This window comes from Polaromonas sp. (assembly GCF_041689105.1).
In the GTDB taxonomy this organism is placed as follows: domain Bacteria; phylum Pseudomonadota; class Gammaproteobacteria; order Burkholderiales; family Burkholderiaceae_C; genus Polaromonas.
On record NZ_JBDNGU010000052.1, the window covers coordinates 1 to 12,604 of the forward strand.

The window sequence follows — 12,604 nt, forward strand, 5'->3', positions numbered from 1 at the left end:
CCTGACGGCCCCGCGCCATCGCTCCCGGGACTGCCCGAGCGATACCTCTACTACCCCGCCAATGCTTGGCCACACAAGAACCACAAGCTGCTGCTCGACGCTTTCAGCCGGATCAACGACTCGAGCCTCCACCTCGTTCTCACCGGCAGCGGCGACACCGCCGCAGTGATGCGCGGCGCCAGCGAACGGATCCATCACCTTGGCCGCGTGCCGGCCGACCAAGTCGCCCCGCTGCTTCGCGGCGCGCAGGCACTGATATTCCCGAGCCTCTACGAGGGCTTTGGGCTGCCGCCGCTGGAGGCGATGGCCTGCGGCTGCCCTGTCGCTGCCTCGAATATCGGTGCGATAGCCGAGGTTTGCGGTGATGGGGCCCTGCTGTTCGACCCGGGCGACATTGACGCTCTCGTAGAAGCGATCGATCGGGTTGTCGGCGACGACACGCTTCGCTCCGACTTAACGGCCCGTGGATTGCAACGCGCCGCTCGGTTCACCTGGGAGCAGACCGCCCAAACGCACGTCAGGCTGTATGAAGAAGCCCTCGTCAAAGGCTAGTACTAAGCGCAGAGTCGGCCGTTCACGCCCGAAGCCACCTCGGGTGTCAGCACGTATGTGATAATCGAGGTCGATGAGCCTGAGCAGAAAAGCCCCAATCGCTGGGCTGCCCGGCTTTCTGGGGGGGGGGGGGTACCCGCTCGCATCGGGCGGCGGGGCCAACGACCGCCAAGCTATTCGGCCCCGGCCTACCGACACCGTGCGCTTTCGCGCTCGACGATTCGCTGGTCCGCCAGCTACAGATCGATGCTTTTCCATCGACCACTCCGCGCCCAGCGATCACTACGCCTGATGGGACCTGGACCAGAGATCTGGTCCGGCTGGAAACTCTCTCTCGTGCGGCTGAGCTACAAGGAATGAGTTCGAACGGATGGTCCCCGGCGTGCCGTCAGTAACGATCGCGATGCCGGTCTACAACGGAGCCGCAACGTTGAGTCGGGCGGTCAGCAGTGCCTTGGATCAAACTTTCAGGGACATCGAACTGCTAGTGATTGATGACGGCTCATCTGACAATTCGGTCGACTTGGTACGAAGCTTTCGTGACCCGCGAATTCGATTGATCGTCCACGACGGAAACCGCGGACTAGCGGCAACACGGGACCGCCTCGTCGACGAAAGCGCTGGCAACTACATCGCTTGGTTGGACTGCGATGACTGGGCTCATCCAAAGCGCGTCGCCAAGCAGTTCGATCGGCTAACGAACCGGCCGAGCGCGGTCCTCTGCGGCACTTGGGTTGAGTTCGTGACCGAGTCCAACGGATCGAAGGGCTCTCGGCTTCTTAGAAGATTCATCGAGCGTGACGTCACCGGCAGCGAAGATCTCCGAGCAAAGATGATCTTCCGGAACATGCTTCGGACGTCCTCCGTGATGTCACGCACCGCGTCGATCCGTGCCAACAACCTGACCTTTCGTGAAGAGTACGCCCCAGCTGAGGATTATCAGATGTGGACTCAACTGAACCACTTCGGCGAAATCGTCATGGTCCCGGAAAACCTTGCCCGCATCTACGAGTACTCGGCCGGGGCATCGGTGCAGGGCGCGGAACGGCAAATCGTTGGTGCGCGGAAGACCCGCCTAGAGCTTCTCGACAACTTGGGCTTCAACCTCAGTGACGCAGAGGTCGCACTCCACATGTTTATTACCGAGCGAGACGGGCGGCAGGTACCGCCGGACGAATATATCGCCGCCGCCTGGTGGTTGGACGAATTGCAGCGCCGAAACAATGAGCTGCTGTGCTTTCGTGAAGACGCCCTGCGGGGCGCTTGTGCTGAGCGGTTTGCATCGCTCCTTTGGCGCTGCTGCAAAGAGCACCCCACCTACATGAGCAAGCTTGTGGCTGCCTCCCCGACCAGCAGATCTGTGCCGGCCTGGGCGCTCAGGCGCTGCGCTCGTGTCGCCGATCACCGCTAGACCAACTCACCCGAGCCCGTCAGACCATCTCGTATGTATGGCGCAGTCCGCCGTCCTGTAAGTGCCCTAAGAAATAGCTCGGCAACGCCGGACTGGGCCTGACGACCACGTGCTGACCAGCAGTCCTCAAACTTGGGGCTTGGTGCCGACTGTAGGATCGCCAGCGGCGTCGGGTACGAAGAGCTAACCAGCGTGTCGGCGGCTACTTCCGATCCTTCGAGAGACGCAAAGATCCAATCTCTACTAGCTTGCCAAGACAATATGGAACTGCGACGACTACCTTAAAGGCCACATCAGTGATGCTATCCCGGCGAGGCAAGGGCTCGAGCACCCCACGCTGACGAGCGCTTTCACGGCCCGCGGCAAAGACGCGACGCCACATCCAAGCCCAATTCATCCTGTCGCTGCGAGTGTGATGATCGACGACGGACCTAGGCTCATAGATGACTTGGTAACCAGCCTCGCGTGAACGAATCATCATCGGTATCTCCTCAGCCCCAATGAGTGAACCAACCTGCCGCCCGGCCGCGGAGTCGAAGGGCAAAGATTCCATCACCTTTCTATCGATAGCCATATTCCCAGGTAGAACGCACGAGACGCTAATCGTCTGGTTACCTAGGTCAAACATTGATAGAAAATGCTGTGCCGATGCGCTATGGCGGAACAGCACCGGGGCCCTAGACTCCGGCCAGACCGGAAGCACTGGGCCGCCAACAGCTGCGACATCATCCTCCCCTAGGTGAGCGCACAAAGCTTCAAGCCAACCGGGTCTAGGAACGGCGTCCGAATCAAGAAAAGCAACGAAGCGGGTTGTCGACGTTTCCACACCCAAATTGCGCGCGAAACCGAGCGGGGTCTCCTGCTCCACACGCACCACCCTCAAGGCATCTATCGACGCTATCCGTCGAGCGAATTCGAAATTCTCAGTCGAGCTTACGACGACTACTTCTGCTGGTTTCTGATTAGAGGTTGCGTTTACTACTTCTCTCGCAAGTGCATGGTCATCTAACGGGCAAACGACGATTACTACCGTCACGTCCTTTGTGTCTACTGACATCACGAGATGGAGCAGCGGCCAAAGCACCACCTGCTAATCCATGTGGCTTGGATATCTTCACGGAACCACCTGCCGACCGCTGACCAGTCGTTGTCGCGGCAGAGAGCCATCTAGCGTCGACGATACATCACTTAACCACCGCGACGTGCGCAAGCCGACTAGACGAGTTACTCGTCGCAGCGCTTAGGACGGGCATCGAGACCTCATCTGCTTGCCAGACTGTGGTGTCGCTGCACCTCGGCCACAGAAAGCGACTGCCGAGGATATTCGGCGTCGGGACATACATAGGACGCCGAATGAACCGCACTGCAAGCTGCGTACGCACGCTTCTTGATAATTTGAGCTCCAACTTCACAAACGTCGAGACCGCGCTCCACGTTTTGAGTACTCAGATGGGGCTGGAGAAGCCTCGCGGTTGGCTGCAAGGCGTCCGCTTGGTTGGTCGAAAAGCGCCGGTATCTGAAAGACGGCCATCTACGGTTCTCCTAAGTCAACGTCTGACGAGCTTGCGAAGAGCAGTTTGATCAATGCTTTGGCCCTGCCCAGAAGCCTCGCCCGCGCGCACTTCAGGAAGTTGGTGGTCGTATCTCAGGCCAGCAGATCAGTTCGGGCATGGGCGTTAATTCGCAGCGTTCGCGTCGCCGCTCGGCTCGCCGCCGCGTCGTCATCCAAAATGCCCACCCAGCACCCCTGATTGCACCGTGTTACACGCCGCCAGGACTTCTATGAGATAGCCGATCGAGTTTGGTTCTCGTCAGCTCCCACGGTAACTACGTCTGATCGCGTTCGCGAAGTGCCGCCTCAACCAACACGACGTCCTCAGGCGAATCGACGGAGAAGGCCGGCACGGCAGGAAAGGGTGCTATGTGTTGGCGAAACCCCATGTCGAGGATTCGGTTGCTATCGCATGCCTCCAGATTCTCCAGCCGCGTCTCCTCGAACTCAGTGAACGCCTTTAGCGCTGGTGCGCGGAACGCAAAGAGCCCAAAGATCCTTCGGGCGGCAATCTCCGGGCTGAACCCTCCCTTGCTATAGGGAACTGCCGCCCGGCTGGTATAAAGGACCTCACCTGCTGCGTTCGCGATGATCTTGACAGTGTCAGGATTGCGCCATTGGTCCTCATCTGCGATCTGCATGGCGAGGACCGTCGCCTGCACGTCAACACGGGACACCAACGGCTCGATCAACGCAGGGAACATGTCGGCGGTCAGCAACGGTTCATCGGCCTGAACGCACACCACGATGTCATCTGCCGCGGAATCGGCGCCCAACAACTCGGCCGCCTCAGCCACGCGGTCAAGCGCCCGGACGTGATGGGATCCAGTCATGAGGACTGGATACCCCTTGGTTTTAGCGAACTCGGCGATGACGTCGTCACACGTCGCTACCACAAGTTCGTCCCAACACTCGTACATACTCGCGCGCTCGAAAACGTGCTGCAACATCGGCTTGCCATTGATTGGATAGAGCGGTTTCCCTGGAAACCTAGATGCGGCCATGCGTGCGGGGACGATCCCGATTGTTCTCACCGTTGCGTCACTCCACGGGCCCCATTGCCGAGTCTTCTCGGGTTCGGTAGAGGTCGCTGAGCTCCTCATCCGCTCTGCCCAGCCTGGCGCTTTCAAGTCCTGCGGCTAGGTCCACCCAACCGTCGTTCTCGTCCGAGACGTAAAACGCATTGAGTAATCGTACTGTCCCCTCAACATCAGCCCGAGAAACGGAAAAGTCAGTGCCAGCGCGGAGGCACTCCTCGATCTGGGCGTAAATCTTACGGTGTCCATTGCCGTACACTGACTCTGAGAAGTCCTCGGAGAACGCTGCGCAGTCGTCCTCGGCAGGGGAATATGTCTGGAGTTCGTTAACGGCAATTCCGCCGATCTGGGCGAGGCCGTTGGCGCAGACCAGCGAAACACTCGCTTCATAGTCGATCGGCTCGGCTGCAGTCGTGACCTCCAAGGTCCCAAGGGCGCCTGACTCGAACTCGACGATCGCGACGGCTGTGTCTTCCACTTCGATGTTTGCTCTCATCGTGCCGAGTTTCGCTGAGACGCGCCTGACCTCTCCGCCTAGATGACGCAGGAGATCTATGTGATGGATCCCTTGGTTGGTTAATGCTCCTCCGTCAAGAGCGAATGTGCCACGCCAAGGCGCAAGGTCGTAGTAGCGCTGAGGCCTACACCACCGGACTCGCACCGCAAAGGCTCGCAACGCTCCAAGCTCATCCGTCTGGAGGCCTGTCTTCACTCTCTGGACTGCGGAATTATGGCGGTTCTGAAACACCGGAAAGATGCTCAATCCCTGACTATCGGCCTGCTCGTACAAGGCGCCCAGCTGAGAGTTCTTGAGAACGGTTGGCTTCTCCAAGATCACGCTCTTGCCGAACTCGCCGATCACCTCGCAGGCATGCTCGTAATGCATCCCTGAGGGCGTCATGATCGCGACGACCGCAACGTCTGGATGTTCACGAAGCATCTGTCGGTAGTTATCGTATGCAGGCACCGAGAACTCCTGCCCGTAAGTCTGAGCAGCATCGATTCGCAGGTCGCATACTGCAACCAAGTGCAGACCTTCCGTGGCCATTACCGCACGCGCGTGGTGGCCGGCTATACGACCACACCCGATCAGCGCCACACCAATAGATTCGCTACTCATTCTCGCGCGTGTCCTCTCCTGCTAGAGCACTGTGGAAACGGTCTCAATCACGGGCTCGAACAACTCTACCGGCGCGCTTGAGAACCTGCTGTAACCGCTTAGGCATGTGTCGTTACCGTCTGCCCGGTAAAGGACAAAACCGGCCAGCGCGGCATGGACGTCCTCAGCGCGCTCGCCAAATTCCACGTGAACGAAGTTACCACCGCTGGGCAGGCACGGAAACCCCAGCTCGGTCATGGCAGCGGCAAAATAATCACGCCCCTGATTTAGACGTGCGACCGATTCCAGCATCTGCGATGGCTCGGCAATCGCTCGACGTAAGAATGCATCGGCAAAGCCGCCGACCTCGTACATTGGCCGCGTCCGATGGAACCACTCCACGGTTTCGGGATGACCGATCAGGTACCCGATCCGCAGGCCCGCCAAGCCCCAAGCTTTGGAGAAGGTCCGTGCAACTAGAACGTGCGGGTTGGCAACTGTGAAGCCCGCCGCGGTCACTTCGCTGAACGGATGGTAGGCCTCGTCAACGAGGAGGATCGTCCCTGTGCGGCCACAGGTTTCGATAATCTCATGCAAGTCATCTTCGGTAAAGACGGTCCCGGTAGGACTGTCGGGGTTAGGCAGACAGAAGAGCCTTGGCATTCTCTGCTCAATCGCCGCGAGCACTGCGCCAAGAAGCAGCTCCGGGCCGAGATCTGTGCGCCGGTAGCTAAGAAAATCGACCTTCGCACCGTATGCACTGGCGTAGATTGGATACATCGCGAATGTCGGTTTAGTCAGTAGAACCCTGTCCCCTGGCGCCACAAAAATGCCGAACGTCCGATCAATCGCACCATCGCAACCAGCCGTCAAATAGAGCTGCTCAGGCGGGATTCCAAGCCACCGCGACAGTTGCTCGTACAGCGGCCCCAAATCGGGGTACGTGGACAGACTTACTGGCGAGAGCTCGTTAAGGATTGTCTGGTACCAAGCCTGCAGGCGCGGGTCCGGGTTCTCATTCTTGTCGAGATACATCGGCGTGACTGGACGCGGCATGGCCGCTCGAGAGTTGGGACGTTGCAGTCCCGCCGCAGCGATCTGACTGGATGGTTGGGGAACGAAGCTGTGCTGCGAAATGCCATCATCTGCTTCCAGCATCTTGCACCCCCAAGCTCCTCAATAGGCGACATCAGGCACGGCGTACGGTCAGTAAGAACTGCACTAACATAGCCTTTCGTGGCGACAAAACTGAAAGCTGGTATCGCTGGGTTCGGAGTTGTCGGACGACGCAGAAAGGCCTGCATCGACGCTCATCCCAGCCTCGAGTGCATCGCAGTGTGCGACCGTTCAGTCGACGACTTAGGTCCGCCAAAGGAGAGAGTTCGGCTCCACGCCGACTACGAGGCGCTGCTCAGCGAAGATCTGGACGTCCTCTTCGTCTGTCTGCCCAATGATCTAGCCGCCGAGGCTACGATTGCCGGCCTCGAGCGTGGCCTTCACGTCTTCTGTGAGAAGCCTCCTGGCCGGACGCTGACTGACATCGCCAACGTCATAGAAGTCGAGCGCCAGCGACCCGCGCAGCGGCAGGCGATCCTTGATGAGCGAGGCGGCGCCCCAAGCGAAGCGAAGCCCGAAGATTCCCTAGGATGAGCAGGAACAGTAGGAACGGCATGCGGCTACTCGTTTTGGACCATTTTTTCAGCCATGACATTGCCGCCCCCCAGCTTGCGTGCGGAGCTGAAACCTCAATCAAGACGCTCGACTTCGCTTACCTGCGCCAGGCAGCGCTAAGGATTCTTCCTGCCTCTGCAGCGTCGGGATTGGAATCCATGGCTGACCCGCGTTACGAGCGGGAGAGGAAGCGATGGGCGCACGCACTTAACTCAATCCTCCGGAGCGAATACCGGGCGTGGCCGTTCGACGCGCTCGTCGCACCTTCCGACACATTCTTCTACGTTAGGGATGCTCCCGAAGCATGCCACCAGCTTGGGGTCCCATTTGTCGTCATTCAGAAAGAGACAACAATCTCGGACTCGACGATGAATGAGCATTCCAAGGCAGTCCGCCGCTGGGCGCCACCGCTCGCGGACTGGATGACATGCTGCAGTAAACGCAATCGCGAGTTCTGGGAGCGGTGTGGCTACGACGCTGAGCGCGTTGACGTAACAGGCCAGCCCCGCTTCGACTACTACAGGCACCCTGAGCTGTGGCCGCAGCGGAAAGATAGCCAGCCGACGGCACTATTCTTTTCGTACGAGCTTTCGGCCTACCATCCGAGTGGCGCCACGGGAGAGCACGGCGCCGAAGCTTGGGGGCCATTGCACCGGCAGACAGAAGACAGGTTGTGGCAGCTCGCGCGAAGAGGGTGGAAGATCAAGATCAAGCCGCACCCACAGCAGCTGTGCGGTGAAGAGCACCGCAGAATGGAAACGGCCGTCCGCGACTTACCCAAGGGCTCAGTTGAGTTTGTGGCAGCCCGTGCCGACGCCCGAGAACTAATTGTCACCTCCGATGTCGTGGTTGGCTTCCAAACGACAGCACTGATAGAAGCGCTAACGCTGGGTCGCCCTGTCGTGTACACAGGCTGGGACCCAGAGGCTCACCGCTTGTGCGAAGAGCTCATACCGTTCCCGTCCTGGGAAGGCCCCGTCGTAGTGGTATCCGACCCCGACGACTTTGTAAGCGCGGTAGAGGGCGCTCGAGGGGCCTGCATGAGCCAGACTGAGGCACAAGCAGCCGATCGAATCGTTGACGAGTACCTAGGACCAATCGATGGGGATGCCTCCCGCCGAGCCCTCGAATCCACATCTGCATTCATCGAACGCTACTCGGAATCGGTCTGCCCCGCGGCTTTAGCCCGCCGCTCTAGCCTCCTCTCTGAGCCAAGTTGGAAGCACACGAGCTTACGGCGCGGGCGCCGGCGGCTGATTGAGCGCATCGCTAAAGCCGTCCCATCGCTGCGCCGGTAAGCTGAACGCGTAGGTAGCTGACCTTGCCAAATCCAAACCTCACCACCCAACATGCCCGGGCGTTCGCGACAAGGTTGCGTCAGCTTCTTTCTCCGATCGGGATCCCCAGCAGCCGCAATGCCGGGTGGTTCGATCGGTTGGCAGCGCGGATTCGCCTTCCAGCTGACCGCCTTTTTCTACGCCGCGCCGCGGCGCTCCATAAACTCAGCAAGCTAGCCAAGTCGGTCGAAGGAACGCCGGACCGCGGGCACCTCAAACCAAGGCCACGAATTGTCGTCTGCGCGCTGCGCGGCTGGGCGGACCACAACGCCTACGAGTTCGTCATCGCCCAGGCCCTGCGCCTGCGCGGCGCGGACGTTACTCTCGTAACCTGTGGCGGAGGTCTGCCCGCCTGTGAACAGGGATGGCCCCGACAGGCCTACCCACGCCCATGTGACCGCTGCGCGTGGATGACCAACAATTTGGCCGAGGCGAGCGGGCTACAGCACGAAAGACTGGCGACTTACCTGCCGTGGGGTGACAACCCTCGAGATGCACCGGCGGAGGCGCCGTCGCACGAGCCAGAGTTCGACCCGAGCGCTGCGGCCGTCGCAAGCACAATCTGGCGGCTAAAATCCGGATCACTTGAGAACCACAAGCTCAGCCGGACAGTGCTGGCAGACAACGCCGTGGCTGCTTCGGGCGCCTACGAAGCTGCGCAGGCAATATTCGATCGCTGCCAGCCAGAGGCTTTGTTTATGGTGAATGGCATGTTCGCCGCGGACCGCGGGATGCGGGCCGCTGCGATCGCCAGAGGTATCCGAGTACCTACGTATGAAATTGCCCCCCGCAACGGTGCGCTCGTTTTCTCACAAAGTGGCTTCGCGCCGCAATTTCAAATGGACAGGATCTGGGCGGCAACCCGCGACAAAGCACTCTCGCCAGATCAAAGCCAAGCTCTCGATACGATGATGTTGGACCGTAGTGGCGGGCGCGGTGCGCACGAATCGTACGGATTCTCTGCAGAGGATCCGGCCAATATTCGAAGTGCATTCGAGGTCCCAGAGGGAGACAGGATCGTTAGTCTTCTGACGAACATCCCTTGGGATACTGCCTTTGCTGGCGCTGAGTCAGTTTATTCATCAATGATCAATTTTGTCGAAGACGCGGTACGCAAGATCCGCGACGTGCCGCAGGCCACCCTGATAATCCGAAGCCATCCGGCTGAGACCAAGTGGGGCACAGACGAACCGGTGGAGCCAGCGCTCAGGGACCTGATCGCTGACATGCCCGCGAACGTTAGGTTCGTAGGACCCGAGGATGAGCTCAATACGTATGGGCTGATTGACGCCAGTAACTTGGTCTTGTCCTACGCAACGACGGCTGGTTTGGAGGCAGCGCTGCGAGGACGACCGGTAATTGTCGCTTCGAATGTCCACTACAGTCGGCGCGGATTCACGGTCGATCTAGACGACGCAGGGCAGCTGGGAGACCTGCTTCAAAGCTTTCCGCCTGCGCTGAGCGACGAGCAGATAGCTCTAGCGCGCAGGTACGCCTTTGCATTCTTCTTCCGGCTGATGGTTAGCTTCCCGCAGATCGAGCGGCTGCCTCACGGCGCTGCGGGGCGCGTGCCCGTCTCAGCCGAAAGTCTGAAGCCAGGTGTCGATCACTTTCTTGACTTCATCTGCGACGCAATCATGACCGGCGGAGAGTTCGAGTTACCCGATCCCCTAGCACGGGCGCCATACCTTCCGACTCGACATCACAGCGACGCTTCCGCTTTGGACCATCCGCGACAACCGAATCGTCTTAGAGACGAAGGCGCAACGCCGGCGAGATGACCCCGCTGCGCTGCCCCCGGTTAATGGCGCGAAGTCTCTCAGCTGAGCCAATTCTGCACTTACACACCTGCATCCGCAGCGGCGCTTATCTGGTCACCACATAGCGGCGTCCCACGAGCAACATCGCACGCTGCTCGTGCCCCGATTACGTCCCCGATGCGATCAGGGGGAAGCCCATCCCCTGGCCGGATCGCCCTGACGTTCGAGGTGGTGAACACCTCGCCACGTTTTATGTCGGCGACGCAGTAGAGCGACCGCCGGAACTGCAAAGAACCCTCCTCGGCCGCCGACACTCCGAAGTGCACGCTTCCGCGCGATTCCCATGCGCTATGCACGTCGCGCACGAGTGACGCGAACTCGGCAGGCTCAACCGAGAAGGCGCTGTCAACGCCGCCCTCAGAACGATCAAGCGTCAGGTGCTTCTCGATCACCACGGCGCCGAGGGCGACGCTCATAACGGCCGCGACGTTGTCGCCAGTATGGTCCGAGAGGCCAACTTGGCAGCCGAATTTGGCGCGTAGTTCGGGAATTGTGGCCAGATTGAGATCAGACGCCAGCGCCGGGTAACTACTCGTGCACTTCAGCAGGATTACTTCCGTGTTTCCCTCGCTCGCGGCGGCAGAGACGGCGTCATCGATCTCCTGCAATGAGGCCATGCCGGTAGAAATGATTAGTGGTTTGCCAGTCGCGGCGACGCGGCGGATCAGCGGGAGATCGACGATCTCGAACGAGGCGATCTTGTAGAGCGGCGATTCAAGTTGGTCAAGGAAGTCAACCGCAGTTTCGTCGAACGGCGTACTGAAAGGGATCATTCCGAGAGAGACCGCGCGTTCGAAGATCTCGGCGTGCCACTCCCACGGTGTGTGAGCCTCGTCGTACAGATCGTAGAGTGATCGACCGTTCCACAGGCTCTGCGGGTTGTCGATCATGAAGGCGCCCTCATTGATATCCAGCGTCATCGTGTCGGCCGTATAGGTCTGGAGCTTTAACGCGTGAGCACCTGAATCAGCCGCGGCGTCAACGAGCATTAGCGCCCGCTCGAGCGACCGGTTGTGGTTCCCCGATAGCTCTGCGATGACGAGCGGCGGAAACTCTGCGCTCAGGCGCCTGCCGGCGATAACGATGTCGTCACGCATAACGCTGAATCGTACTAGTCAGGCGGAGTCTCTGATGAGGACCACTCACTGCGAGAGATCGCGAGTATTACGACGTCTTCTGGATCCGATGAGCTGCGGCGCGTGACCTGACGCATGCCGGTCCGAACGAATCCAAGACGACTGTAGAGCGCGAGCGCCCCCTTATTGTCAGCCATAGCTTCGGATACGACCGTACGGGCGCCGAGCTCGCTAAATGCGTGGTCAAGAGCCAGGCTACCGAGCGCCGACCCGGACCCTCTTGGGGCATCCGGGTTACCGATATACAGACCCCATGACCATGTGTCGCCTGTATCGGCGACGGGCGAGAACGAAACGAATCCGAGTGGACTGCCACCGAATACCAGGACGCGGTACCGATTGGAGTCGCCAGCGAGCGCGTTAGCAAACCACCGCTGATGCTCCTTCGCCGCGATTAGCTCAGGGCTGAACATGTGCATCCGGACAGGGTCCGAATTGCGCCACGTGCGGATGAGGCCCTCATCAACTTCCAGCAGTGGGCGCAGGGAGAACTGGTCGGGCTTAGCAGCCACGGTAGATCAGTTCTGAGACGTCGGTTCGATCGTTGAGCAGCCCGTATGCAGCCTGAGACATCTGCTTCAGCCGCCGTGGATCCTGTTGAAGACCGTGAATGTTGTCGGCGATCATGGTGGCTGAAACGGTTGCAATCGGTCCGAGATTTACCGCCGCTCCTCTCTCAGCGAGTTCCGTCGCAATGAGGGCTTGGTTCTCTGCCGTAACGACGATTACAGTCGGTAAGCCAACGATGCACCGCTCCCACGATGATGCACCACCGGCCCCTATCGCCAGATCAGCGGCATCCATCAGATTCGCGATCTCAGATGTCTGCACATGGCACAGATACCCTTGATTGCGGCAATGCTCGACGATGCCGTCGCGGTCGGGGTGGCGCGCCCCTATGACGACGTCCACAAAGCTTCCTTTGCTATCGAGCGCGTCGAGCGCGCCTAGCGCGAGCGCTGTGCCGTTGGCTCCATCAACGCCACCGA

Annotated in this window: 12 protein-coding genes; 5 read left to right on the top strand and 7 right to left on the bottom strand. The window is 59.8% G+C overall.

The window, feature by feature from the left end:
* A partial coding sequence (locus ACESMT_RS04505; RefSeq protein ID WP_372825377.1) for a glycosyltransferase family 4 protein occupies positions 1 to 552 on the top strand: 552 nt, incomplete at its 5' end.
* Between the two features lie 370 nt (positions 553 to 922).
* Positions 923 to 1,963 carry a glycosyltransferase family 2 protein gene (locus tag ACESMT_RS04510; RefSeq protein ID WP_372825378.1) on the top strand — a complete coding sequence of 347 codons (1,041 nt, stop codon included), beginning with the start codon at positions 923 to 925 and terminating at the stop codon, positions 1,961 to 1,963.
* A gap of 202 nt (positions 1,964 to 2,165) precedes the next feature.
* Here the strand turns inward: ACESMT_RS04510 and ACESMT_RS04515 are convergent, their stop codons facing one another.
* The 4 genes from ACESMT_RS04515 to ACESMT_RS04530 form a co-directional block, all read right to left on the bottom strand.
* Entirely contained in the window at positions 2,166 to 3,020 is an 855-nt protein-coding gene (locus ACESMT_RS04515; protein ID WP_372825388.1) for a glycosyltransferase, read from the bottom strand.
* Between the two features lie 770 nt (positions 3,021 to 3,790).
* Entirely contained in the window at positions 3,791 to 4,618 is an 828-nt protein-coding gene (gene kdsB / locus ACESMT_RS04520) for a 3-deoxy-manno-octulosonate cytidylyltransferase (protein WP_372825379.1), read from the bottom strand.
* Entirely contained in the window at positions 4,557 to 5,672 is a 1,116-nt protein-coding gene (locus ACESMT_RS04525; protein WP_372825380.1) for a Gfo/Idh/MocA family protein, read from the bottom strand. The genes kdsB and ACESMT_RS04525 overlap by 62 nt, the downstream gene beginning before the upstream one ends.
* Before the next feature lie 21 nt (positions 5,673 to 5,693).
* Positions 5,694 to 6,809 carry a histidinol-phosphate transaminase gene (locus tag ACESMT_RS04530; protein WP_372825381.1) on the bottom strand — a complete coding sequence of 372 codons (1,116 nt, stop codon included), beginning with the start codon at positions 6,807 to 6,809 and terminating at the stop codon, positions 5,694 to 5,696.
* Positions 6,810 to 6,887: 78 nt separating this feature from the next.
* Here ACESMT_RS04530 and ACESMT_RS04535 point away from each other — a divergent pair, with 78 nt between their 5' ends.
* From ACESMT_RS04535 to ACESMT_RS04545, 3 genes are all read left to right on the top strand, one after another.
* On the top strand, positions 6,888 to 7,301 hold the full coding sequence (locus ACESMT_RS04535) for a Gfo/Idh/MocA family protein (RefSeq protein WP_372825382.1): 414 nt from the start codon (positions 6,888 to 6,890) through the stop codon (positions 7,299 to 7,301).
* Between the two features lie 179 nt (positions 7,302 to 7,480).
* Positions 7,481 to 8,620, top strand: a complete 1,140-nt coding sequence (locus ACESMT_RS04540) for a hypothetical protein (protein ID WP_372825383.1) — start codon at positions 7,481 to 7,483, stop codon at positions 8,618 to 8,620.
* A gap of 449 nt (positions 8,621 to 9,069) precedes the next feature.
* Positions 9,070 to 10,440 carry a hypothetical protein gene (locus ACESMT_RS04545; protein WP_372825384.1) on the top strand — a complete coding sequence of 457 codons (1,371 nt, stop codon included), beginning with the start codon at positions 9,070 to 9,072 and terminating at the stop codon, positions 10,438 to 10,440.
* A 59-nt stretch (positions 10,441 to 10,499) separates the two neighbouring features.
* Here ACESMT_RS04545 and pseI read toward each other — a convergent pair whose 3' ends face one another.
* From pseI to ACESMT_RS04560, 3 genes are all read right to left on the bottom strand, one after another.
* Complete coding sequence (gene pseI / locus ACESMT_RS04550) at positions 10,500 to 11,576, bottom strand: pseudaminic acid synthase (RefSeq protein ID WP_372825385.1); 1,077 nt, start codon at positions 11,574 to 11,576, stop codon at positions 10,500 to 10,502.
* 14 nt (positions 11,577 to 11,590) lie between these two features.
* A complete protein-coding gene (locus tag ACESMT_RS04555) occupies positions 11,591 to 12,127 on the bottom strand; it encodes a GNAT family N-acetyltransferase (RefSeq protein WP_372825386.1) in 537 nt (178 codons plus the stop codon).
* Positions 12,117 to 12,604: glycosyltransferase (locus tag ACESMT_RS04560; protein WP_372825387.1), on the bottom strand; the 488-nt coding region annotated here is incomplete at its 5' end. The genes ACESMT_RS04555 and ACESMT_RS04560, both read right to left, overlap by 11 nt.